The 23,970-nt window shown below is 74.5% G+C and carries 18 protein-coding genes and 1 pseudogene; 11 read left to right on the top strand and 8 right to left on the bottom strand.

What is annotated here, in order from left to right; translation table 11 throughout:
• Positions 1 to 36: 36 nt before the first annotated feature.
• Positions 37 to 591 (top strand): annotated as a pseudogene (locus AB0G50_RS11470) (SRPBCC family protein); the annotation flags it as partial.
• Between the two features lie 24 nt (positions 592 to 615).
• Here the strand turns inward: AB0G50_RS11470 and AB0G50_RS11465 are convergent.
• The 4 genes from AB0G50_RS11465 to AB0G50_RS11450 form a co-directional block, all read right to left on the bottom strand.
• Positions 616 to 2,073 (bottom strand): alpha-amylase, encoded by a 1,458-nt coding sequence (locus AB0G50_RS11465; protein WP_360105511.1) that lies wholly within the window; start codon positions 2,071 to 2,073, stop codon positions 616 to 618.
• Positions 2,070 to 4,688, bottom strand: a complete 2,619-nt coding sequence (locus AB0G50_RS11460) for a glucosidase (RefSeq protein WP_360105508.1) — start codon at positions 4,686 to 4,688, stop codon at positions 2,070 to 2,072. Before AB0G50_RS11460 ends, AB0G50_RS11465 begins: the two co-directional genes overlap by 4 nt.
• The gene (locus tag AB0G50_RS11455) at positions 4,685 to 5,119 is read right to left on the bottom strand and encodes a hypothetical protein (protein WP_360105505.1); all 435 of its coding nucleotides are present in this window, start codon (positions 5,117 to 5,119) and stop codon (positions 4,685 to 4,687) included. Before AB0G50_RS11455 ends, AB0G50_RS11460 begins: the two co-directional genes overlap by 4 nt.
• Positions 5,120 to 5,180: 61 nt before the next feature.
• Positions 5,181 to 6,215: an AI-2E family transporter gene (locus AB0G50_RS11450; protein ID WP_360105502.1), complete on the bottom strand. Its 1,035-nt coding sequence runs from the start codon at positions 6,213 to 6,215 to the stop codon at positions 5,181 to 5,183.
• Positions 6,216 to 6,321: 106 nt separating this feature from the next.
• Here AB0G50_RS11450 and AB0G50_RS11445 point away from each other — a divergent pair, with 106 nt between their 5' ends.
• On the top strand, positions 6,322 to 6,726 hold the full coding sequence (locus AB0G50_RS11445) for a DUF1269 domain-containing protein (RefSeq protein WP_360105499.1): 405 nt from the start codon (positions 6,322 to 6,324) through the stop codon (positions 6,724 to 6,726).
• A complete protein-coding gene (locus AB0G50_RS11440; RefSeq protein WP_360105496.1) occupies positions 6,723 to 7,205 on the top strand; it encodes a potassium channel family protein in 483 nt (160 codons plus the stop codon). Before AB0G50_RS11445 ends, AB0G50_RS11440 begins: the two co-directional genes overlap by 4 nt.
• On the opposite strand, the gene AB0G50_RS11435 is transcribed toward AB0G50_RS11440, so the two are convergent.
• The gene (locus AB0G50_RS11435; protein ID WP_360105493.1) at positions 7,193 to 8,515 is read right to left on the bottom strand and encodes an MFS transporter; all 1,323 of its coding nucleotides are present in this window, start codon (positions 8,513 to 8,515) and stop codon (positions 7,193 to 7,195) included. The two genes, AB0G50_RS11440 and AB0G50_RS11435, sit on opposite strands and share 13 nt — an antisense overlap.
• A 371-nt stretch (positions 8,516 to 8,886) precedes the next feature.
• On the opposite strand from AB0G50_RS11435, the gene AB0G50_RS11430 reads away from it, so the two are divergent.
• The 6 genes from AB0G50_RS11430 to AB0G50_RS11405 all read left to right on the top strand — a co-directional run bounded on the left by AB0G50_RS11430 (position 8,887) and on the right by AB0G50_RS11405 (position 15,112).
• Positions 8,887 to 9,870 carry a hypothetical protein gene (locus AB0G50_RS11430; protein WP_360105490.1) on the top strand — a complete coding sequence of 328 codons (984 nt, stop codon included), beginning with the start codon at positions 8,887 to 8,889 and terminating at the stop codon, positions 9,868 to 9,870.
• Positions 9,867 to 10,679 carry a metallopeptidase gene (locus AB0G50_RS11425; RefSeq protein ID WP_360105487.1) on the top strand — a complete coding sequence of 271 codons (813 nt, stop codon included), beginning with the start codon at positions 9,867 to 9,869 and terminating at the stop codon, positions 10,677 to 10,679. Before AB0G50_RS11430 ends, AB0G50_RS11425 begins: the two co-directional genes overlap by 4 nt.
• Before the next feature lie 66 nt (positions 10,680 to 10,745).
• Complete coding sequence (locus AB0G50_RS11420) at positions 10,746 to 11,237, top strand: DUF1269 domain-containing protein (protein ID WP_360105484.1); 492 nt, start codon at positions 10,746 to 10,748, stop codon at positions 11,235 to 11,237.
• Positions 11,238 to 11,270: 33 nt separating this feature from the next.
• Positions 11,271 to 11,513 carry a hypothetical protein gene (locus AB0G50_RS11415; RefSeq protein ID WP_360105481.1) on the top strand — a complete coding sequence of 81 codons (243 nt, stop codon included), beginning with the start codon at positions 11,271 to 11,273 and terminating at the stop codon, positions 11,511 to 11,513.
• A complete protein-coding gene (locus tag AB0G50_RS11410) occupies positions 11,510 to 12,187 on the top strand; it encodes a hypothetical protein (RefSeq protein WP_360105478.1) in 678 nt (225 codons plus the stop codon). Before AB0G50_RS11415 ends, AB0G50_RS11410 begins: the two co-directional genes overlap by 4 nt.
• 270 nt (positions 12,188 to 12,457) lie before the next feature.
• Positions 12,458 to 15,112 carry an AAA family ATPase gene (locus AB0G50_RS11405; protein ID WP_360105475.1) on the top strand — a complete coding sequence of 885 codons (2,655 nt, stop codon included), beginning with the start codon at positions 12,458 to 12,460 and terminating at the stop codon, positions 15,110 to 15,112.
• Positions 15,113 to 15,187: 75 nt separating this feature from the next.
• Here AB0G50_RS11405 and AB0G50_RS11400 read toward each other — a convergent pair whose 3' ends face one another.
• Entirely contained in the window at positions 15,188 to 16,906 is a 1,719-nt protein-coding gene (locus tag AB0G50_RS11400; protein ID WP_360105472.1) for a hypothetical protein, read from the bottom strand.
• 285 nt (positions 16,907 to 17,191) lie between these two features.
• Complete coding sequence (locus tag AB0G50_RS11395) at positions 17,192 to 17,719, bottom strand: O-acetyl-ADP-ribose deacetylase (protein WP_360105469.1); 528 nt, start codon at positions 17,717 to 17,719, stop codon at positions 17,192 to 17,194.
• Positions 17,720 to 17,831: 112 nt separating this feature from the next.
• Here AB0G50_RS11395 and AB0G50_RS11390 point away from each other — a divergent pair, with 112 nt between their 5' ends.
• On the top strand, positions 17,832 to 18,680 hold the full coding sequence (locus tag AB0G50_RS11390) for an NAD(P)H-binding protein (protein WP_360105466.1): 849 nt from the start codon (positions 17,832 to 17,834) through the stop codon (positions 18,678 to 18,680).
• Between the two features lie 19 nt (positions 18,681 to 18,699).
• On the opposite strand, the gene AB0G50_RS11385 is transcribed toward AB0G50_RS11390, so the two are convergent.
• Positions 18,700 to 21,963 (bottom strand): DEAD/DEAH box helicase, encoded by a 3,264-nt coding sequence (locus tag AB0G50_RS11385; RefSeq protein ID WP_360105463.1) that lies wholly within the window; start codon positions 21,961 to 21,963, stop codon positions 18,700 to 18,702.
• 118 nt (positions 21,964 to 22,081) lie between these two features.
• Between AB0G50_RS11385 and AB0G50_RS11380 the strand changes: the two genes are divergently transcribed.
• A complete protein-coding gene (locus AB0G50_RS11380; protein ID WP_360105460.1) occupies positions 22,082 to 23,539 on the top strand; it encodes an MFS transporter in 1,458 nt (485 codons plus the stop codon).
• The last annotated feature ends 431 nt before the right edge of the window (positions 23,540 to 23,970 follow it).

Here is a 23,970-nt window from a genome sequence, read left to right as displayed (position 1 = left end):
CCAGCGGGTCGGCCGGTGAACGGGGGAGAACCGACCATGCCCGGACGCCCGACCGTCCCGCGCCGCCCGCTCGTCCCACCGGTGCTCGCCGTCGTCCTCGGCGTCGCCGTCCTCGGCGCCGCGCCGGCACAGGCCGACCAGGGCCCGGGGTCGGTGACGTGCCGGGGCCGGGGCGTCGATCGGACCGCCCCGGCCCGGCACCGCGCCGAGATCCTCGTCAAGGCACCGCTGCGCACCGTCTGGGACCTGCACACCGACGTGGAGTCCTGGCCCACCTGGCAGGAACCCGCCGCGCCCATGACCGTCGAACGACTCGACCCGGGCCCGTTGCGCGCCGGCTCCCGGTTCCGGGCGACCGTCCAGGTGCCGCCCGCCACCGTGGTCATCACCTCCGAGGTCCGCCAGGTGAACCCGTACCGGTGCGTGCGCTGGACCGGCCCCGCCGACGGACCCGGCTACCACGTCGACGGCACCCACGTCTGGACCTTCACCCCGACCCGCGCCGGTGTGCTGGTCCGCACCGAGGAGACCCACAGCGGGCCCCAGGCCGATCCCACCTCGGACATGGGCCTCGACACCTGGCTGCGGGACCTCAAGTCCGCCGCCGAGAACAGGTCAGTCGACGCTGAGGACGTGGTGGCCCCACGGCGGCAGGGCGACGAACAACCCGTCGGACGACAGCTCGTCGCCCTCGCGGTCGAACGCCCGGTGGTCCAGCAGGTCCCGGAAGCGGACGGATCTCCCGCGCAGGTCGGGCCACGGCAGCGGCACGCGCCCCTGTGAGGCCGCGGCGGAGAGGTTGACGACCACCAGGTGACGGGCACCCGGCGCGGTCCACGACCAGGACAGCAGGTTGTCGGCCGTGCGGTTGTCCGGCCAGCCGTCCACGTCCAGCAGTTGCCACGTGCCGGTGCGCACGCCCGGGGCGGTGGACAGGAGGTGGTGGTGCCACGCGGCCAGGTCGGTGTCGGCGGGTTCGTCGGGCGCGCGGTCGAGGAACACCGGTGTGCGCACGCGCCTGCCCTCGAACTGGCCCTCGTGCCACAGCGTTCCGCCGGGCAGCGTCGCCAGGGTCACCGCCGCCGCCGGTATCGCCTCGCGCGGTAGCCGGGACGCGGCGCGCGGTTCGTCGTGGTTCTCCAGGAACCGCAGCAGGCGCGACTGGAAGGCCAGGTCGGCGCGCAGGTGGTCGCGGACGCCGCCGGGGTCCAGCCCGGTGACGCGGTCGTAGAGGCGCTTGTCGTAGCAGAGGTCGAAACCCTGGCCGTGCAGTGCGGACTCCAGGTCCCAGTACGCCTCGGCGATCATCAGGGTGTCCGGGTGCCGGGCGCGCACCTCGGTCAGCACGTCCGGCCAGAAGTCGGTGTCCGGCGTCGGTCCGGTGCGGGTGCCCCAGGTGCGCGCGAACACGTCGTTGCGCGGCAGCATCGCCATGTCGCACCGGATCGCGTCGCACTGGGCGGCGATGTCGGACAGCGTCCGCGCGGTCGCCCGGCGCGCGGCGGTCGCGAAGGCGTTGAGCTGCACCACGTCCGGCCACGGCGGGAAGTACGGGTCGCGGCCGCGGGCGACGACGACGTCCGACACGGCCAGCCACGCGGCCGGGTCCTCGGCGAGGTCGTGGTGGTCGCCGCGCACGAACAGGTCCGGGTCCTCGCCCGTCCACGGGTGGTCCGGCGCGACGTGGTTCGGCACGTGGTCGAGCACCAGCAGCACGCCGCGCCGGGCCAGTGCCGCCCGGGCCTGCGCCAACGCGGCCCGGCCGCCGAACCGCGCGTCGACCTCGTAGCGCCGCACGCAGTACGGCGACCCGATCACGTCCTCGGCGCGCAGGTCGGGCAGCGCCGCGCGGAACGACCGCCGGGTGTCGGGGTCCACCAGCGCGAGCCCGGCCGTGCTGCGCTCCCACACGCCCATCAGCCACACCGCGTCGACACCCGGCCGCGCGATCGCGTCCCACACCTCGCCCGGCACGTCGGCCAGCGTCACCGGCCGGCCGAGGTCGGTGCTCAACCCGCGCAACCACACCGCCGTGTTCACCTCGTGCACGACGGGTTGGGCCGGCGCGCTCATCGCCGCACCGCCCCGCGGAACAGCAGCGGCAGCAACGCGACCGTGCCGGTCCACCCGGTCTGGTGGCTCGCGCCCAGACCCGCGCCGGTGTCGCCGTCGAAGTACTCGTGGAACAGCACCAGGTCCCGCCAGTGCGGGTCGTCCCGGAACCGGCGGTCGCCGCCGTGCGCGGGCCGGCCGTCGGCGCCGGGCAGGAACAGGCCGACGAGCCGGTCGGAGATCTCCTCGGCCACCTCGCGCAGGGTCGACCACGTGCCGGACCCGGTGGGGCACTCCACCCGGAACGCGTCGCCGAAGTGCCGGTGCAGGTTGAGCAGACCGCGCACCAGCATCACGTTGACCGGGAACCACACCGGTCCGCGCCAGTTGGAGTTGCCGCCGAACATGCCGCTGTCCGACTCGGCGGGCCGGTAGTCCACGCGGTGCTCCCGACCGTCCACGGTGAACACGTAGGGATGGTCGCGGTGCCACTTCGACAGCGACCGGACGCCGTGCGGGCTCAGGAACTCCTCCTCGTCCAGCAGGCGGGAGAGGACGCGGCGCAGCCGCTCCTCGTCGAACAGCGCGAACAGGACCGGGCCGGTGCCGTGCGCCTGGTCGCCGTGCCGCCACAGCGCGCCGGTGACGGCGGGGTGGCGGTCGAGGAAGTCGACCGCGCCCCGCACCAGGCCGGGGAACCGCTCGCGCACCGCGCCGTCCACGACGGTCGCCGCGGCCAGCGGCACGAGACCCACCGCGGACCGCACCCGCAGCGGGGTGGCGGCGCCGTCGGGTGTGCGCAGCACGTCGAAGAAGAACCCGTCCTCCTCGTCCCACAGGCCGATCCCGTCCGCGCCCACGTGCCGGGTCGCCGCCGCGATCCACGCGAAGTTCTCCAGCAACGCCTGGGCCTGCTCCAGGTACGCGGGGTCCTCGGCGGCGAGCTCGAGCGCGATCAGGATGAGGCTCTGGCAGCACAGGGCCATCCACGCGGTGCCGTCGGCCTGGTCGAGCCGGCCGCCGGTGGGCAGCTCCGCGTTGCGGTCGAACACGCCGATGTTGTCCAACCCCAGGAAGCCGCCCTGGAACAGGTTGCGGCCCTCGCGGTCCTTGCGGTTGAGCCACCAGCCGAAGTCGCGCATCAGCCGGGGGAACGCCCGCACCAGGAACTCGCGATCGCCCTCGCCGCGCACCGACTTCTCGTACTCGTACACGAACAGCACGGCCCAGGCGTGCAACGGCGGGTTCACGTCGCCGAAGTTCCACTCGTAGGCCGGAACCTGCCCCGTGGGGTGCTGGTAACGCCGCTCCAGCAACAGGTCGAGCTGCCGCTTGGCCACCGCGGGGTCCACCACGGCCAGCGCGACCGCGTGGAACGCCAGGTCCCACGCCGCGAACCACGGGTACTCCCACTTGTCCGGCATGGAGATCACGTCCTCGGCCGCCAGGTGCCGCCACACGTGGTGCGGTGACGACGGCGCGCCCAGCGGGTCGGCGCCGCGCTCGGTCAGCCACCGCTCGACGTCGAAGGCGTAGTACTGCCGGGACCACAGCATCCCCGCCAGCGCCTGCCGCGCCACGGCCCGCTCCCCGCCGGTGAGGTCGCCCGCCAGGACCTCCGCGTAGAACTCGTCGGCCTCGGCGCGGCGGGCCCGCAGCACGGCGTCGAAGTCGGCGAACGGCTCGGGCGCCGGGTGGTCGGACAGCCGGACGCGCACGGTCGCGCTGCCGCCCGCCGGCACGTCGAGCACGCACACCGCCGCCGCCTTCGTGCCGCCGTCCGGCGTCACCGCCGACCGGTCCCCGTGCACGACGGCGCGGTGGATGCCGTCCTTGACGAAGGGCGTCGCGTTGGGCGAGCCGAACGTCTTCTCGTCGTCGGTTTCGTTGCCGGTGAACAGGAACTCGGCGGGCGGGTCCACCGACAGCCACCGCGTGCCGAGTCCCGCGCCCTCCGCGCGCACCGCCCCGTCGGCGCCGACCAGCGCCGGCTTCTCCTCGTCGCCCGCCCACGACCAGGTGTGCCGGTACCACAGCGTCGGCAGCACGTGCAGCCGCGCGGCGTCCGGGCCCCGGTTGTGCGCGGTGACCCGCATCAGCACGTCCTCGGTACCCGCCTTGGCGTACTCCACGACGACGTCGAAGTACCGGTCGTCGTCGAACACGCCGGTGTCGGCCAGCTCGTACTCCGGTTCGTCGCGACCGCGCGCTCCGTTGACCGCCACCAGGTCCGCGTAGGGGAACTCCCGTTGCGGGTACTTGTAGAGCATCCTGAGGTAGGACGACGTGGGCGTCGCGTCCAGGTGGAAGTAGCACTCCTTCACGTCCTCGCCGTGGTTGCCCTCGGCGTTGGTGAGCCCGAACAACCTCTCCTTGAGGATCGGGTCCGCGCCGTTCCACAGCGCGAGCGCGAGGCACAGCCGCTGCCGGTCGTCGCTCACGCCCGCGAGGCCGTCCTCACCCCAGCGGTACGCGCGGTAGCGGGCCTGGTCGTGGGTGAACGAGTGCCACGGGTCGGCGCCGAAGCGCTCCTCGCGCACCGTGCCCCACTGCCGGTCGGACAGGTAGGGACCCCAGCGCCGCCACGGCACGCCCGCGTCGGCGTCGGTCAGCCGGCGCCGCTCGGCCCCGATCACCGGGCACCCGCCTCGTCGCCGTGCACCACGACGGCCCACACCACGACCACGCACAGCGCGATCACGACCGTGGACCAGATCGGCTGCACGGACACGAAAGCCAGCTGTGCCACGGCGTTCACCGCGGCGAACACCACCGCGACGACCCGGGCCCACGCGGCGCCGGTGAACAGCCCGCCGCCGGCCAGCGCGACCAGCACGCCGATCACCAGGTGCGCCCACCCCCAGCCGGTGAGGTCGAACAGCAGGATGTTGTCCGGCCCGACGACGTAGAACTCGTCGTCCACCAGCGCGACCACGCCTTCGATCACGTTGAACGAACCGATGATCATCATCATGATGCCCGCGAACCCGATCCAGCCGGTCCAGGCGCTGGGCCGGCGCCGGTCGTCCACCCAGATCTCGGTGGTCCGGGGTGTCTGCTGCGTCATGTCCGTCCTCCCTGTTTCGTTCCCGTGCCGACCACGGTGGTGCTTCCGGCGCGCCGTTTCCTCACCCGCGGCGGGTGGGCGCGCGAACCAGCGCGGCCACCCAGGACGCGCGCGGGTCCACGTCCACCAGCACCGCGCCGACGAGCAGCGTCGCCGGCACGGCCAGCAGCATCCCGAGCGGGCCGAGCACCCAACCCCAGAACACCAGCGCGACGAACGCCGCCGTGGTCGACAACCCCACCGCCCCACCGGCGAAGCGCGGCTGCACCAGCGACTGGCCGACGAAGTTCACGACCACGTAGACGGCGCACACCAGCAACGCCCGCCGCCCGCCGTGCTCCAGCAGCGCGAGCACCGCCGGTGGCGCGAGGCCGAGCAGGAACCCGATGTTGGGGACGTAGTTGGTGACGAACGACAGCAGTCCCCACAGCACCGCGAGCGGAACGCCCATCGCCCACAGCGCCGCGGTGTCCGCGACCGCGATCGCCAGGCCGAACACCGTCGTGACGACGAGGTAGCGCCGGGTGCGGACGGCGAACCCGCGCAACGCCTCGGCCACGCCCGGCCGGTCGGCGGACAGCTCGGCCAGCCGCGCGCCCATGTCGTCCACGCTCAGGAACAGCAGCAGCGCCAACAGGAACACCAGGTTCGTCGTCACGCCGGTCAACCCGCCGAGCAGCGCGCCCACCGACGACAGCACCCGGGCGGTGTCCACCGACTCGACCAGCGCGCGCAGGCTGCCCGGCTCACCGGTCACCCGGTCCAGCACGTCCGCGCCGTGCGCCAGCAGTTCCCGGCCCCGCTCGACGTAGTCGGGCAGGAGCTCGCCGAGCCGCGCGCCGGAGACGACCACGACGAGTCCGAAGAGGACGATCACGCCGTACACCGCCGCCACGGTGGCGACCGTGCCCAACCACGCCGGCACGCCCCGTCGGCGCAATGCCGTGCGCACCGGGTGCACCGCGATCACCACCACCAGCGCGAGCAGCACCGGGGTGACGAGCCACGCGGCGATCCGCAGCCCGGTCACCACGACCACCGCCGAGGCGCACCCGAGCAGCACCACCAGTCCCCGCGGCATCCGTTCGTCCGCCATCGTCGAACCTCCTTTCCCCGTTGGGGACCGTGCCGGCGCGGCGGCGGTGTTTCTTCACCCGCGTCGGGCGGTGTCGCGGACGACCGCGCGCGGTCACCGTCGTGGCATGTCCGACGTGGCCGTGGTGACGGTGTGGTGGTTCGGGTCCTCGTGCGGCGCGCAGGACGCGCTGGAGCGGTTGCACGGCGGTGACACGGCGCTGTGGGACGGCGCCGTGGTGTCGTGGCCGGTGGACCGCGCGCTGCCGGAGGTGAGCAGGCCGGGTCGGGTCGTCGGTGACGCGGCGCTCGCCGGTGCGCTCGTCGGCGTGCTGGTGGGTCTGCCTCTCCTGGCACCCCTGGTGGGCGTGCTGGTGGGTGCCTTCGTCGGGCTGCTCGCGGCTGTGCTGACCAGGCCGGCGTTGCCCGCAGACGTGCTGCTCGCCTGTCGCGGCCGGGTGCGGCCGGGTTCGTCGGCGCTGGTGCTGCTGTCCGCCGAGGAGGTGCCGGAACCCGGCGCGGTGCGACCGTGATCGCCGCGGTGGCGCGGTGTGCCGCGGCCGTCGCGGTCCTCGTCGCCGGGTACGCGGTCCTGCCGGAGGCCGGGCGGCCGGCGACCCGGTGGGCGGCGGGTGTCGCCCTGGTCGTGCTGGTGGTCGGGTGGCAGGTGCGGGCGGTCTCCCGGTCCCGCCACCCGGTGCGGCGGGGCGTGACGGCGCTGGTGCTGGTGGCCTCGGTGTTCGTGCTGGTGTGCGCGGACACCTACGTCCTGCTGTCCACTGTGGACGGCGGGGCGTTCTCCGAGCGGCTGGACCGGCTGTCCGCCGCGTACTTCGCCGTCACGGTGTTCGCCACGGTGGGTTTCGGCGACGTCGTGCCGCTGACCGGTGTCGCGCGCCTCGCGGTGACCGCGCAGATGTGCGGCGACGTGCTGCTGGTCGGCGGCGTGGCCCGGCTCGTGGTGGAGGCGGTGCGCGTCCGGCGCCGCGAGGTCGGCCGTCACGACGGTTGACGGGGCAGCAGTACGGCGAGCCCGAGCCCGACCACCGCGAACCCGCCGAGCACCAGCAGGACCGCGGCGTACGGGCCGCCGCCGGGCGCCGTCGACGCGACCGCCGAACCGGCCAGGGCGGCGCCCAGCGAGGAGCCGAGGTTCGACACGGCGCGGGACACGCCGGACACCGCGCCCTGCTCGGCCGCGGGCCGGGCCGACTGCACCAGGGTCACCGACGCGGTGAGCATCGTGCCGACGCCGGCGCCGAGCAGCAGGAGTCCGGGCAGGAACGCGGCGAACGCGGAGTCGTGACCCACCGGCCACACCAGCAGCCCCAGGCCCACGACGGTCGTGGTGAACCCGGCCCGGACGATCCGGCGCTGGGTGTGCCGCCGCGCCAGCCGTTCCGCCACCGCCGCGGCGAGCAGCATCCCGGCGGTGGCGGGCGCGAGCACCAGGCCGCTGCGGACCGCGTCCAGGCCGCGCACCTGCTGCGCGTGGACGGACAGCACGAGGAACGCGCCCTGCAACACCAGCCACTGCACCAGCTGGGTGGCCAGACCCAGGACCGTGCGCCGGTCGCGGAACAGCGCGGGCGGGCACAGCGGGTCGCGGCGGGTCCGCAGGTGCCGGTCGAACCAGCCCAGCACCACGACGCCCAGGCCCACCAACGCCCACACCGAGCCCAGCACCCCCGCGACCACCAGGACCATGCCCGCGGCGGACAGGAGGGCTCCCGGCACGTCGAACCGGGTCGGCCGCGCGGTCGGCGCCGGGTCGGGCAGCCGGCGTGCGGCCACCAGCAGCACCAGCACGACGACGACCTGCACCACGAACGCCGACCGCCACCCGAACACGGTGGTGAGCAACCCGCCCAGCAGCGGACCGGCCGCCGCGCCCACGCCGCCCGCCGCGCTGACCGCGGCGAAGGACCGGGCCCGGTCGGCGACGTCGGCGAACGCCACCGTCACCAGGATGTAGATCGGCGGGATCATCAGCGCCGAGCCGACGCCCTCCAGCACCGAGTAGCCGACCAGCAGCAGACCCGGTCCGGGCGCGAGCGCGGCGAGCAGCGCGCCCGTGCCGTAGGTGATCAGCCCGAGCACGAAGCACCTCTTGCGACCCCACACGTCGGTCAGCGCGCTGCCGGGGATCATCAAAGCCGCCATCGTGAGCGTGAACAGCGTGATCATCGCCTGGACGTCGGCCGCAGAAGTGTGAAGATCCTCGGCGATCGCGGTGATGGACACCGCCATCGTGGTCGCCGCGAAGCTCGCGACACCCTGCGCGAGCGCCAACGGCGCCACCATTCCCCGTTTCGATCGCATGTTCACCCTTTCCGGGTGATGCGGCACGGCCCGGCCGTCCACCCGTGCTCCGGTCGTCGGACGCGGTCGCGCCCGGTACCGGCGACGGTCGCACCGCGGCGGTCACCACCGGCTCACCCGGCGCGGGTGGCCGATCGCGGGCGTTCACCCGCGACGGGTGTCGCCGCGCCGCGCCGCGAGCGGTGGGCTTGGTGGCGCGGGGTGAGGACCTCGATGAGATCGCTGCCCCGGTCCTCCTCCGCCCCGGTGGCGCAGGCCCGGTCGCCGCGCACCCCTCGGTGCCGGACGAGCGGTCGGGGCGCGTGCCCGGCGCCGCGCGCGACGGGCCGGCGCCACCGGGTCCGCCCCTTCCGACGTGAGGAGTCACCGCTGTGCGCACACCCGTCCTGCTCGGCCCGCACCGCGTGGTCGACGTGGTCCGCCCGCTGCACCCCGTCGCGTCCGTCTACATAGGACCGCCGAACGGAGTGCTCTGGGAGGACCGGGTTTCCCGGCTCGCGGACGCGCTGCTCGCGGACGGCGCGGACGAGGCGACCGTCCTGGACTTCCTGGTGGCGACCACCGACGAGCCGGACACCCCGGTCGCGGTGTTCGCCGACGGCGGGCACGTGCCCGGCCGGTACGCGACGCCGGGACGGCGCGGTCCGGACGTCGCGACCTACGGCGCGCCCGCCCACGTGCTGCCGCTGCTGGCGTGGGCGCAGGAGCGGCCGTCCTGCGTCGTGGTCGACGCCCGTCGTGCCGGCGTCGAGGTGACCGCCGTGCCGGGCGGGCTCGAGGTGGGCGGGCCGGACTCGGTCCGGTGCCGACCCCGCGCCGCGGTCGAGGCGTGCCGGGTCGCCCTCGCCCGCTTCCGGTCCCGGCTGGTGGTGGTGCACGGTGAGGACGCGGTCGCCGAGTCGTTGCGCGCGGCGTTCGGACCGGTCGTGACGGTGCGCCGGGTCCGGGAGTCCGGGAGCGACCGGCTGGCCGAGGTGGCGCGGTCGACCGCCAGGTTGTGGTCGGCGCACAGCCTCGCCGACTTCGACGAGCGCTCGCGGACACCCGGTCACACCGCCCACGGCGTGCCGGGAACGCTGGACGCCCTGGCCCGGGGCCGGGTGCGGGAACTGCTGGTGCGGTCCGGCGCGGCGGATCCGGCGATCGCCTGGTTCGGCGCGTCGGCGCGGCAGGTGCTCGACGGGCGCCGGTCCGCGTCCTGGGCGCGCCGGTCCGGGCCGGCGGTCGACGTGGCCGTGCGCGCCGCGCTGCTGGGCGACGTGCCGGTGCGCGTGCTGCGGCCCGGTGTGCCGGGCGCGCCGGCCGGCGGGATCGGCGCGCTGTGCCGGTTCCCGCTCGCGGTGGTGCGGTCGTGACGGCGGAAGTGGTGCCGCTGCACACCGCCTTCGACGCGTGCTGGCGTGGTTACCGCCGCGACCAGGTGCGCCGGTACGTGGAGGAGGCCGAGGAGGACGTCCGGACGCTGGCCGTCGACCGGGACGCTGCGGTGGATCGCGCGCAAGCGCTCGCGGACCGGGTGGAGGCGCTGCGCCGGGAGAACCGCTGGCTGCGGACGCGGCTCGACCGGGTGTGCCGCACACCGCTCGACCTCGACGGCGCGGAGGAACGGGCGTGGCACGTGGTGCGGCTCGCGCACGAGGAGGCGGCGGAGATCACCGCCCGCGCCCGTGCCGTCGCCGAGCGGGCGTTCGCCGTCGAACGCCGCGCCGAGGCGTCCCGCCGCCGGCGGCACGAGGCGCTGCTCGCGCAGCTGGAGGCGCACCGCCGGCACGCCGAGACCGAGCACCGCGCGCTGCTCGGCCGGGCCCGCGTCGAGGTCGCCGCCCTGACCCGCGAGGCCGAACGGCGGCGCGGCGAGCTGGACGACCGCGCCGCGGCGATCCGCGACCGGGTGCGGGAGGACTTCGAGTTGGCCATGTCGGCGCGCCGGTCCGAGGCGCTGCGCGCGGTGGCGGAGCAGGAGGCCGCCGCCCGGTCGCACGCCGAGCGGATCGTCGCGCGGGCGCGGGAGGAGGAGCGGGACCTGGCCGAGCGGCGCGATCGGATCGCCGCCCGGTTGCGCGCGGCCGTCGAGCTGCTCACCCGGGTCGACGCGGCGCTGCTCGCCGACCCGACCTCACCCGACCCGGAGCCCGCCGCCCGCCCGACCGCCCGCGTCGGGTGAGGCGCGGCACCGGTCGCCGCGGGCCCACTGGAACCCGTCCACGACCACGAGAGATCGGAAGGCGACATGGCGACCCTCACCATCTGGAAGTTCCACACCGCCGACGGAGCCGACGGCGCCGCCCGGACGCTGGAGGCCCTGGCCAAGAGCCAGTTGATCACCGTGCACGACGCGGCCGTCGTCTCCTGGCCGGAGGACCGGCGCAAGCCGAAGGTGCGGCAGCTGCGCAACCTGGTCGGGCAGGGCGCGCTGACCGGCGCGTTCTGGGGGATGTTGGTGGGACTGCTGTTCCTCGCGCCGCTGCTCGGCGCGGCGGTGGGCGCGGCCGCGGGCGCGGCGGGCGGGAGCCTCGCGGACGTCGGCATCGACGACGACCTCGTCCGGGACCTCCGCGAGCGCGTCACGCCCGGCACCTCGGCGCTGTTCGTGCTGACCTCCGGCGCGGTGCTGGACAAGGTGCGGGACGCGTTCGCCGGGCCGGACCACCCCGAGCTGCTGTTCACCAACCTCTCGCCCGCGCAGGACCAGCTCCTGCGCGAGGTCTTCGCGGACGACTGACGCCACCGATCGCGCGCTCCCACGGAGGTTCGAATGGAACGTCGGCACGCCGGTCGTCGCCGGCTCGTCCTGCTCTGCGTCCTGATCACCCTGGCGCCGCTGGTCGCCGAACGACGCGCGGGCCGGTTCCCGTGCGGTGTGGGAGGTGTGGTCGTGGTGGCGGCGGCGCTGCTCGCCACCGTGCCGCGGGCGGTGACCCGGCTCGCGGCCGCGTTGGCGGAACCGGTCGCGGCGGGCTCGGCGGAATCGACGGACTCGACGGGGGAGTGCCGGTGACCGGGGTGCTCGCGCGGGAACGGTTGTTCGCCGTCCTGGACCGGGTGGCGGACAACCGTTCCCGGACGCCGCCGGTCACCCTCGTGCACGCGCCGACGGGGGCGGGCAAGACCACGCTGGTGGTGGGCTGGGCGGCGCGGTGCGCCGACCGGGCCGCCGCCGGTGACCGCGCGGCGCCCCTGGTGGTCGTCATCCCGTTGCGCGAGCGGCACGGCGAGCCGGCGGTGCTGAGCGCGGCGGTGCACGACGCCGTGCTGTCCGCCGACGGCGCGCCGCTCGCGCGACTGCTGCCCAGACCGAGGCGATCGCCCGAGCTGTCGCCGTTGTGCCTCGTGCTGGACAACGCGGACGCGCTCGCCGGCAGGCCCGCGGCCCGGCTGCTGGCGACGTTGGCCAGGCACCCGCCGGTGCGCCTGGTCCTCGTCGGGCGCACGCCCTCACCGCTGCGGCCGTGGCTGCGGGCGCGCGGCAGACTGCACGAGATCGGCGCGGACGACCTGGCGTTCACCGCGGGCGAGGTCGAGGACCTGCTGCGGGCGCACGGCGTGACGCCGGTGCCGGAGGACCTCGACGTGCTGGTGGGTCGGACCGGGGGAGCGGCGGCGGTGGTGCGGCTCGCGGCCACCTCCCTGACCGCCCGCGGCACGCCCGGCCGGGTGGTGGTCACGTCGTGAGAGGCCGTGCACCCGGTCGGCGGATCCGCGCGGCGCGGGAACCCGTTCGGGCTCCACCGTGCCCGCGATCGCGCGGGCCGCCGTGGTCCGTTCGTCCCCGCACCGCGACCGTCCGTGTCCGAAAGGCGTCCGTCACCCGCTGAGGGTGAGGAGGGCTCGTGATCGCAAGGCCCATGATCGTTCCACCGTCGCCGCCCGACCCCGCCCCACCGGGCGGGTCCGGTGATCGGGCTAGCCGGGCCACCGGCAGGACAGAAGGGCGAGGAGCACATGTCGGATCGGCACGATCCAGAAGCCACGGGCCACGAACGGGATCCGGGTCACCCGGTCGCGCCGGCGAAGCTGCGCGTGCCGCTGATCGAGGCGCCCATGGTGCCGCGGCACCGGCTCGCCGCGCTCCTCGACGCGCACACCACGTCGGCCACCGCCGCGCCGCCGGTCACCGTGGTCACCGGTCCCGCGGGCGCGGGCAAGACGACGGCGCTCGCGATGTGGGCGCGCCGGCCGGAGAGCACGCGGGTCGCGTGGGTGACGCTCGACGCCGACGACAACACCGCGGCCTACCTGCGCGCGGCGGTGCGGGAGGCGCTGGTGGAGGCCATCGGGTCCGGCGGCGACGGGTCGGAGCCGCCGCTGCCGGACGCGACCGCCGAGCCGGACTTCCCCGCGCTGCTGATCGCCGCGCTCGACCACCTCGCCTCCCCGGTGCACCTGGTGGTGGACGACGTGCACCTGCTGCACGACCGGAACGCGTTGCGGGACTTGGAGTTGCTCGTGCGGCACACGCCGGGACCGCTGCGCCTGGTGCTGGTCGGCCGGCACGTGCCGTCGCTGCGGCTGTCCCGGTTGCGGCTGGAGGGCAGGCTGCGGGTGGTGGGCGAACGGGACTTCGCGTTCACCCGCGAGGAGGCCGAGGAGTTGTTCGCCCACCACCGGGTGGGGCTCGACCCGGCGGAGGTCGACCTCGTGCTGCGCCGCACGGGCGGCTGGACGGCGGGACTGCGGCTGGCCGCGCTGGCCCTGGCCGGTTCCGCGTCCGCGCCGGTGCGACCGGCCGCGTTCACCGGCGCGCTGCCCGCCGTCGCCGACTACCTCGCCGAGGAGGTGCTGGCGCCGCACGGCGAGCGGGCGCGCCGGATGCTGGCGGCGATCAGCGTGTGCGAGCAGGTGTCGGCCGACCTCGCCGCCGCCGTGGCCGAGGAACCCGAGGCGGGCCGGTTGCTCCGGGAACTGCACCGCACCCACGCGCTGGTGTCCACTGTGGACGAAACCGACGGCTGGTTCCGCTGCCACCCCCTGCTGCGCGACCACCTGTCGGCCGAACTCGACCGGGTCCGACCCCGCGACCGCCACCGCCTGCACCACGTGGCCGCGACCTGGCACCGCGACCACGGCCGTCCGCTGGTCGCGATCGAACACGCCGTGCACGGCAAGCGACCCGACCTGACCGCGGACCTCGTCGGTCACCACGGCGTCGTGGAAGTGCTGTGCGGCAACGGCTCCCGGCTGCACGAGCTGGTGACCGCGGTGGCCCGCCCGCTGTCCGAACGACCGCTCGCCGCGCTCGTCGGCGCGGTGGCCGCGCTCGACGCGGGCGACGTGGCCGCCGCGGACTGGCTGCTCGGGCACGTCGGCGAGGGCGCCGCGACGTCGGACCGGACCCGGGCGCTGCACGCCACCGCGCGCCTGCACCGCGCGCGGTTCCACGGCGACCTGGCGAAGCCGTTGCGGGCGCTGTCCGCGACCCGGGCCGGCCGCACCGGTGACGCCGCCGTCGACGTGCTCGCCCGGCGGGAGCGCGGTATCGCGGAACTGTGGTCCGGCCGGCTCGACGAGGCCGAGGACGACCTGCGGCACGCGTTGGACGAGGCGGTGCGCGCCGACTTCCACCGCGCCGAACTGGACTGCCTCGCCCACCTGGCGGCGGTCGCGGCGGCCCGGGGCGACTCGACCGCGGTGGCGCACCAGGCCGGCCTCGCGCTGGACGTGGCCGCCGCCCGGGGTTGGGAGGACGACGCCTCGTGCGCGGTGGTGCACGCCGTGCTGGCGGCCGACGCGCACCGCAGGCTGGACGACGTCGCGGCCCGGGCGAGGGCGACCAAGGCCGTCGCCGTGCTGCCCGACGCGGCGGACCGGGTGGTGGAACTCGCCGTGTCGGCGGCGCACGCGATCACCGCGTTCGACGGCGCGGACGACCCGCACGCCCTGGTGTCGACGCTGTGGAAGCAGTGGCGCGGGTTCGCCGACCCGCACGTCGCGCCGCACCTGGCCGCCGAGGTCGTGCCCTCGGCCCAGCGCCTGGCGCTGCGGGTGGGCGAGCAGCACTGGGCGGCCGAGCTGACCGACTACGTCGAGTCGCTGCTCGGTCCGTCCGCGGAGCACGCCCTGGTCCAGGCCGTGCTGCTGGCGCACCGCGGCCGGGCGGGTCAGGCGCGCAAGCTGGTGGAACCCGTGCTGCGCGGCGAGTCGGCCGCCGTCGTGCCGGGCACGCTGGTCGACGCGTGGGTGCTCGAGGTGACGCTCCTGCTCCGCGAAGGCAACGACCAGCAGGCCCACGACGCGCTGCGCACCGCGCTGGCGGCGGCCGAACCCCTGTACGCCTTAAGGCCGTTCTACAACGCGGGCAAGCCCGTCCGCGACCTGCTGGCCCGGGGCGCCGGCCGCTTCGGCCGCCTGGACCGCTTCGCCACCACCGTGATGACCACCGTGCCGACCACCACCGCCGCGCAACCGGAGGGGTTGACGACGCGGGAACGCGCCCTGCTGGTCGAACTGCCGTCCATGCGCACGGCCGAGGAGATCGCCGTGTCGATGTTCGTCTCGGTCAACACGGTCAAAACCCACCTGCGCGGCATCTATCGCAAACTTGGCGTGAGCCAACGGCGCGAGGCTGTCGTAGTGGCACGCCAACGCGGGCTGATCTGACTGTCCACAGTGGAATTCCTCCGACGCGCGGGAGGGCCGCGGCGCCCGCTCCCGCGCGTCTGCGAGGACAGGGGCTCAGCAGCCGAACCGGGTGTCGTTCGAGTCGGTGGTGCAGGTGTCGGAGCCGAGGCCGCCGTTCGCGGTGTCGCCGCCGGTGTTGTCCTTCACGTCGATGGTGTCGTTGCCCAGGCCGCCGCTCATGACGTCGGTGCCGTCGTGGTCGACGAGGGTGTCGTTGCCGTTCTGGCCGTCGAGGGTGTCGTTGCCCGGGCCGCCGTAGATCGTGTCGGTGCCGTTGTCGAACAGGTGCAGGAGGGCGTCGAGGAGGCATTCGCCGAAGCTGGAGTCGTTGCCCGCGCCCGCGTGGATGGTGTCGTTGCCGTTGCCGCCGACCACGACGTCGTCGCCGTCGCCGGCGTAGATGACGTCGTTGCCGTTGCCGCCGTCGATGGTGTCGTTGCCGCCCAGGCCGCAGATGACGTCGCCGGCGTTCGTCCCGGTCAGGGTGTCGTTGCCCGGGGTGCCCACGATCGTGCAGCCGAGGGCGTTGGTGACGGTGGTGGACTGCGCGGCGGTGTTGTTGCCGGCGTTGGGATCGTTCTCGGTGGCCGCGGCGGTCGAGGTCGCGGTGACCGTGCCGGTGGCCGAGGGTGTGGCGGTGATGGTCACGGTCGCCTGGCCCGAGGCGGCGATCGCGCCGAGGCCGCAGGTCACGGTCAGGGCGCTGGTGGTGCAGGAGCCCTGGGAGGTGGTGGCGGAGTTGATCGTCACGGGACCGGTCAACGTGGTGGTCACCGTGGCACCGGTCGCGCCGAGCGGTCCGGCGTTGGTGGTGGTGACGGTGTAGGTGTACGGGTCGCCGCCCAGCGCGACGGGGTCGGCGGAGTCGGTGACCGCGACGGACAGGTCGGCGCCGGGCGGGGTGGTGCTGACGGCCCAGTCGGTGGGGATCGCGCCGGTGTTGTTGTAGATGATGGTTTTGCCGGTGCCGTCGGGGTTCATCGACAGCAGGCCGTAGCTCTGCCGGAAGGCGATGATCTTGGTGCCGTCGGGTGCCCAGACCGGGGAGAACTCGTTCTCGGAGTTGTTGGACAGGTTGGTCAGGTTCGTCCCGTCGGCGTCGACGGTGTAGATCTGCGAGGGGAAGCCGATCCGGGACAGGGAGAAGGCGATCTTGGTGCCGTCGGGGGACCAGTCCGGTTCGCCGGTGTTCTGGGTGGCGTTGACCGCGGTGAGGGTGGTGTCGCCGGTGCCGTCGGTGTTGACGGTGTGGACGTTCCCGGTCCCGATGTAGGCGATTTTGGTGCCGTCGGGCGACCAGGAGACGTTGGTGCCGGACACGCCGAGCCCGACCGGGTTGGTGCCGTCGGGGTTGATCGTGGTGATGGTGCCGCCGGCGACGTAGACGAGCCGGTTGCCGGCCGGTGACCAGGCCAGCGAGTTGGCGAACGCGGCGGCACCGGTGGTGATCTGGGTGATGTTCGACCCGTCGGGGTTCATGGTGTAGACCTGCCGGGTGCCCGACTGGGTGCCCAGGAACGCGACCTTGGTGCCGCTGCCGTCGACCCGGGGTTCGGAGGCGGTGCCGCCGGTGCCGGTGAGCTGGGTCGGGTTGGTGCCGTCGGGGTTGACCGAGTACACCTCGCCGGAGACCCGCAGGTAGATCCTGCCGTTCGGGCCGGGGAACGCGGCCTGCGCGTGCTGTGTGCCGAGCACGACCATCGCCACCAGCGAGACGACGAACGCCAGGGGCGACAACCGTTTCCAGCGGGATCCGGATCCGGTGACGGGCATGGTGGACCTCTTTTCCGGGTTGTGCGATGTGGAATCGGCGGCCCGAACACCGGCGGATTCTGCCGGTGTGTTCCTCGGAAACGAGGATCGAATACGAGGTGGCGATATTGTGCGCGGCGATCGAAAATGATCGCGCGCTCGCGTTGTTCACCGTTCCGATTCGGGTTCGGCCGGGTCGGCCGCCGGTGACACCTCCGTGCTCACGTGCCGACGACAGGTATTCTTGTTGTTCCGACGTGCCGAAAAACAGCCGCCATTCGGGTCGGCGAAGTATTCGTTCCCGCTCTATCGGGTGATCGTGTCGAACACGTCGTAGGTTCGCCGGTCGAACAGCACCAGGCGCACCGACGTGATTCCCGGCGTCTCCTTCGCGGTGTCCGCGACGGTGGTCAACGCGATCCGCGCGGCGGACTCGACGGGCCAGCGGTAGACGCCGGTGGAGATCGCGGGAAAGGCGATGCTGCGTGCCCCGAGGTCGGCGGCGGCGCGCATCGAGTTGCGGTAGCAGTCGGCGAGGAGGTGTGAGCGGTCCTCGAGCGGCGACCAGACGGGGCCGACGGTGTGCACGACCCAGCGGGCGGCCAGTCGTCCGGCGGTGGTGGCCACGGCGTGCCCGGTTGCGAGCCCACCGCCGTAGTGCCCCGCGCGCAACTTCCGGCACGCGTCGAGGATGTCCGACCCGCCCTTGCGGTGGATGGCGCCGTCGACACCCCCACCACCGAGCAGGGAGGAGTTCGCGGCGTTCACGATCACGTCGACGGCCTGCTCGGTGATGTCGCCCAGCACGAGTTCGATGAGGTCCACCCGCGCCATTTTCCCGGTCGGCTCGGCGGTCCCCCGGTGCGGTCGCCGTTCACCGTCCTGTGCCCGACGCGGTGGGCACTAGGTTCAGGAGCACCGGACGTCGAGGAGAGGACCCGCAATCGTGACGACCGTGGTGACCGGTGCGACCGGGCACGTCGGCAGGCTCGTGGTCGAACGGCTGGTCGAAGCCGGCGAACGGGTCCGGGCGGTGACCAGGGATCCGGACGTCGCGCGGCTTCCCGCTGGGGTGGAGGTGGTGCGGGCCGACCTGGCGGAACCGGCGAGCGTGGCGGCGGCGCTGGAGAACGCCGAGCGGCTCTACCTGTTCCCCGTCGCCCGGACCGCGCGCGAGGTCGTCGCCTCAGCTGCGACCGCCGGGGTCCGCCGGGTCGTGGTGCTGTCCTCCGGCGCCGTCACCAGCGGGCACGACACGACCTTCCACCTCCCCGTGGAACGGGCCGTCGAGGAGTCCGGGCTGGAGTGGACGCACGTGCGTCCCGGCGAGTTCGCGCTGAACGCCCTGCACCTGTGGGGACCGTCGATCCGCGCGCGCCGCGTCGTCCTCGACCCGTACCCGGACCAGTCCGGCTTCCCGGTGCACGAGGCCGACATCGCCGACCTCGCCGCCACCGCGCTGCTGGAGGACGGCCACCACGGCGTCGCCTACACCCTCGTGGGACCGCACCGGATCAGCCACCGCGAGCAGGTGCGCGCCATCGCCGACGCGATCGGTCACGACATCACGCTGAACCAGGTCACCGCCGACGAGGCCCTGGCCCACTACCGCGCACAGGGCGGTTGGGCGGCGGCCGGCGCCGAGTTCCTCTTCGGGTTCCACACCTACGACGGGGCACCGATGTCCGCCGACCCACCGACCGCGCCCGCGCCGTCGACCGCCCGGCAGGCCACCGCGGAACCGACGCGCACGTTCGCCGAGTGGGCCCGGGACCACGCCGACGACTTCGCCTGATCGCGTCGTGCCGGGTCCGCTACCGGCCCAGACCGCGGCGCGGGGGCGGCAGAGGCGGTTCCGGGGATTCCGGTTCGGTGAGCGCGGTGTAGGTCGTCAGCCAGCCGGTGGCCCGGTAGTCGCCTCGGCGGGTGAACGCGGCGAGGCCCGTGTCCGGGTCCGCGCCCTCGGGGTAGGGCACGGTCGCGGTGGCGGTCGGCGCGGTGTAGTCCTTGCCCCGCCACGAGATCGCGGTCAGGGGCGGGCCGCCCACGACGGTCGCCTCGGTCGCGCCGGCGGTCAGGGTCGCGCCCGTCGTGCGTTCCCTGAGCAGGGCCACGTAGGCCGCGTGGTCCAGGGTGGAGCCGGCCGGCGAGCGGCCCGCGGGCCAGTCCGGTGCGCGGACGCCGCGCGAGGTCGCGGAGTGCCACAGGGTGGGCACCAGGGTTTTCAGGTTCGGCCGGCCGGCCAGTTGTTCGCACATCCACAGCAGGCGGCCCGCGCCGCGACGGGGTGCCAGGGCGCGCCAGCGGACCCGGTGGTCCAGGTCCGCCGCCACGATCGCGATCCACGGGTGCACCGTCCCCAGCACGCCCTGCGCCGCCAACCACGACAGGAAGCGTGGCGCCTGGTCGTACACCGGGTGCAGGGTGGTCATCGGGATGCCGCCCGCGACCCGCCGTCGACCCTCGAACAGGTGCGGCGAGCGCGCGGCCAGCAGCAGCGCCGCCCACGCCAGGTCGCCGGGCGCGGTGCTGGTCTGGGAGCCCAGGCCCTTCACCGACGTCGTGCGGGTGATGCGGGACGTCCGCCCGCCCGCCTTGATCACCGTCGCCACGGCCGGGCGCACCGGTTCCGGCACCGGCAGGGCGGCCAGGTCGCGGACCGCCACCGACAGCACCAGGCACAGCGCGTCCTCGGCGGACTCCGCGTCCGTCGGCACGGGCAGCAGCGCCAACGTGCGGCGCAGTCGGTGACCGGTGTGGGTGGACACCATCATCCGGGCGGTGAGCCGGCCGAGGTCGGTGATGGCCACACCCCGCGCCGTCTCGACCAGGTGACCCTCGTCCAGCAGGAACCGCACCGCCTCGCGCACCGGCTCCGCGTCGTCGTCGCCCTGCGCGTGGGCCAGGGTTTCGACCCACCACGCCCGCGCGTCGTCCACCGTGCCGATCCGGCCTTGCAACACCTCCGCCAGCACGTGGTCGGGCAGCGACTCGCGGATCCGGGAGTACACCGAGTACCCGGCCACCAGCCTGGTCTGCCACGCCGCGCGCTGCGTCTCGTCCACGACCAGGTACGACCAGCCCTCGGTCTCGCCCGCGCCGACCCGACCCGCCCGGCCGAACATCTGGAGCACCGTCGAGGTGTCCATCGGCTCGCCGCCGATCGCCGTGTCCCGCACGATCACCGCCCGCGCGGGCAGGTTCACCCCGGCCGCGACCGTGGACGTGGCCACCAGCACGTCCGCCTCCCGCGACCGGAACGCGCGCTCGGCCGCGTGCTTGTGCTCGAAGTCCGCGTAGTGCAGCCGAACCCCGACCGCCGCGCACGCCGTCGCCACCGCGTCCACGTCGTCCGGGTTCACCTGCGGCGCGCCCCGTTCGGCGGCGATCGCCAACGCGGTCGACCGCACGTTCCGCTTGGACCCGCAGAACACCAGCACGCTGCCGCCCTCGGCGGTGTGCCGGGCGGTCAGGTCCACCACGGCCTGCTCGCGCAGCCGGTTGCTCGCGCCGCCGTGCGAGTTCGCCGGGATGGTCGGCAGCTGCCAGGTCACCCGCGACGGTCGCCAGGTGGTCGCGACCAGGTCGGCCTCCAACCACTCGGCGACCTCGGCGGCGTTGGACACGGTCGCGGACAGGCCGACGATGCGCACCGGCGAGTCCGCGCCGCGGACCCTGGCCAGCAGCGCCTCGAGCAGCGCGCCCCGACCGGGTGTGCCGAGCAGGTGGATCTCGTCGATCACCAGGCAGCCGACCTCGCCGAGCGCGGCCTGGAGCGAGCTCTGCCGGCAGATCGCCTCGAACTTCTCCGTGGTCGCCACCCACAGGTCCGCGGCCTTGACCGCCTCCACGTCCACCGCGTACTCGCCGGAGAGCCGTTCGACCTTGAGACCCTGGGCGCGCCACGTTTCCAGCTCGCGGTCGAGTTCGTCGGTGAGCGAGCGCTGCGGCACCAGCCAGGCGGCCTTGCGGCCCTCCTCCAGGATCGCCTTGAGCGCCGCCAGCATGCCCATCGCGGTTTTGCCCGCACCGGTCGGCGCGGTGATCAACACGTGCGCGTCGCCGTCGACCAGGTGCGGCGCGGCCTGCGCCTGCGCCGGGTTGAGCACCGGGAACGGCAGGTAGTCGGCCCACTCGGCGGGCACCACGTGGTCCGCGGGCACCGGGTCGGGCGCGTCGGGCGCGGGTTCGTGGAGGTCCCACAGCACCTCGAACGCCAGCCGCGCCGGGTCGCCCGGGACGGGTTCGCAGCGGTCCGGCGTGACGCCGCCGACCTCGGACAGCCACGCGGTCGCGGTGCCGTCGCGCACCGACTCCTGCTCCAGCCAGTGCCTGATCGGGCGAAACGGGATCCCCCGGTCGGTGAGGGTGGCGCGCAGCCCGGCGAACTCGGGACCGGCGGGCAGCACGACCCGTGCGTCGGTGCCGGGTGGCAGCGCGGGCACCTCCAGGCCGGGGTCGGTGGTCTTGACCCACCACACGGGCACGGTCGGCGCGGTCACGCCCGGAGGCAGCGCCGGCACCGCGTTCCGGCTCGTGGGCGCCTCCTCGGACCCGGCCAGCACCGACCTGATCCGGGCCGCCATCGCCACCGTGGACATCCGCCGCGCGGGCCTGGGCGGCTCGGGCTCGGGCTGGGGCGGCGCGGCGTCGGGTTCGGCCTCACGGCGCGGCGGCGCGGGCTCGGGAACGTGCCGCGGCACCGGCTCGGCCTCCACGGCCAGGGCCGCGAGCTGGGCGTCCTCGGCCAACCGCCGGGACACCGCCTCCGGCTTCAGGTCGCCGAGCACGGCCTTCTGCGCGAGCTTCAGCTCCCGCAGCGTGAACGAGGCCGGGCACGCCGGGCACGCGACCGCCGCCTGCAACTGGTGCCGACCGCGATCGGGGTGCGCCCGGTACAACCCGTGCAACTCGCCCGCGCACACCGGGCACCGCCGGTCGAGCGGCAGCGGCGACAGCTGCCAGCCGGGCTCGGCGTACCGGGCGATGGCGGGCTCCGGCCGGACACCCCACCGAGCCTCGACCACCCCGGCGACGGACGTGTCCACCGCCGGTCGGTCGTCAGCCCCGAACCCCACCCGCGTCCTCCGCCCCCGGTCGGGCCACCCGACCGCCCGGAGATGCTATGCCGTCCCACCGACAGCGCCGGCCCGCGCCTGACGTGCCGCGTGCCCCGGGAACCGGTAGACAGGCTGCATGACGCAGCGCTACGAACCGGATCCACGACGGTGGAAGGCGTTCACCGTCACGTTGGTGGCCGGGTTCATGTCGTTGCTCGACGTGAGCATCGTGTCGGTGGCGCTGCCGTCCATCCAGCACGGCCTCGGCACCACGGCCGCCGGCGTCCAGTGGGTGGTGTCGGGGTACGCGCTGGCGTTCGGGCTCACGCTCGTGCCCGCCGGCCGGCTGGGTGACGCGATCGGCCGCCGCACCATGTTCCTGGCCGCGCTGGGTGCGTTCGTGCTGTTCAGCGCGTTGGCCGGGCTCGCGCCCACGACGGGGGTGCTGGTCGCCGCCCGACTTGCGCAGGGCATGGCCGCGGGTGCCCTCGCGCCGCAGAACTCGGCGTTGATCCAGCAGCTGTTCCGGGGCGCCGAACGCGGCCGGGCGTTCGGGTTCTTCGGCGCCACGGTCGGCCTGTCGACGGCCGTCGGCCCGGTGGTGGGCGGCGTCATCCTGGCGCTGGCGGGCGAGGACGACGGCTGGCGGTGGATCTTCTACGTCAACGTGCCCATCGGGGTGGCCGCGCTGGTGCTGGCGGCCCGCCTGCTGCCCCGGGGCCGGGGTGGCCCGCGCGGGCACCTGGACCTGGTCGGCGCGGCGCTGCTGGGTGCCGGCGTGCTGGCCCTGATGCTGCCGCTGGTGCTGGCCGAGGCGGGTGGCCTGGCGAGCCTGTGGTGGCTGTTCCCGATCGGCGCGGCGCTGCTGGCGGTGTTCGTGCGGTGGGAACGCCGGGTAGCTCGCCGGGGCCGGAGCCCGTTGCTGGACATCGGGTTGTTCACCGGCACACCGGGCTACGGCTCGGGCGTGGTGCTGGGCACGGTCTACTTCATCGGCTTCAGCGGCATCTGGCTGGTGTTCGCCCTCTACTTCCAGTCCGGCCTCGGCTACACCCCGCTCCAATCGGGCCTGGCCGTGACCCCGTTCGCGGTCGGCTCGGCGGTGTCGGCCGTGGTCGGCGGCCGCCTGGTCGAAACCTGGGGCCGCCGCCTCACCGTCACCGGCCTGGCCATGGTCGTGACGGGCCTGACCGTGACCGCGTTCCTGCTGCGCCACGCCCCACCCGGCCTGGCGGGCTGGGTGATCGCACCGGCCCTGCTGGTCGCGGGCGTCGGCGGCGGGTGGGTGATCTCGCCGAACACCACGCTCACCCTGCGCCACGTCGAGGTCACGATGGCCGGCGCGGCGGGCGGCGCCCTGCAAACGGGCCAGCGCATCGGCGCGGCTGTGGGCACCGCGGGCCTGTCCGGCGCCTACTACGCCATCCTCGCCTCCTCGAACCACGAGTACCGACTGGCCGTCTCCCTGACCCTGGGCCTGGCCGTCCTGTCGATCACAGCCGCCTTGGCCGTGTCGATCTACGAACTCCGCCACCGCCCCACCTGCCCGACCGCGAAGGACGACGCGAACCCACCACTGGTCGACCACGCCTGACCCCGACCCAGCCCCGACCCAGCCACGGCACACCCAGGGCTCGGCGGTGGACGCCCGATCGGCCGACCACGCCCAGCCCCGAAACCTGGCCGCACCACGCCCGGAGATCACCGACGGACGCCCAACGACCGACGGCTCACCCGACCGCTGGCCCGCATCGCCCCGCCCTCGCGAGTCCCCAAGCGTCAGCCGCTCGGCCTCAGCCCGCCCAGCGCGGACTACCCGGTGTGAGGCCCCGCCCCAGTACGGGCTGCCCGGCGTGAGCCCGCCCAGCGCGGACTACCCGGTGTGAGGCCCCGTCCCAGTACGGGCTGCCCGGCGTGAGCCCGTCCAGCGCGGACTACCCGGTGTGAGGCCCCGTCCCAGTACGGGCTGCCCGGCGTGAGCCCGTCCAGCGCGGACTACCCGGTGTGAGGCCCCGTCCCAGTACG

It is taken from the genome of Actinosynnema sp. NPDC020468 (genome assembly GCF_040642015.1).
Taxonomy (GTDB): Bacteria; Actinomycetota; Actinomycetes; order Mycobacteriales; family Pseudonocardiaceae; genus Actinosynnema.
The sequence above is the reverse complement of the archived record's forward strand: the minus strand, read 5'-3'. Positions and strand labels throughout refer to the sequence as shown.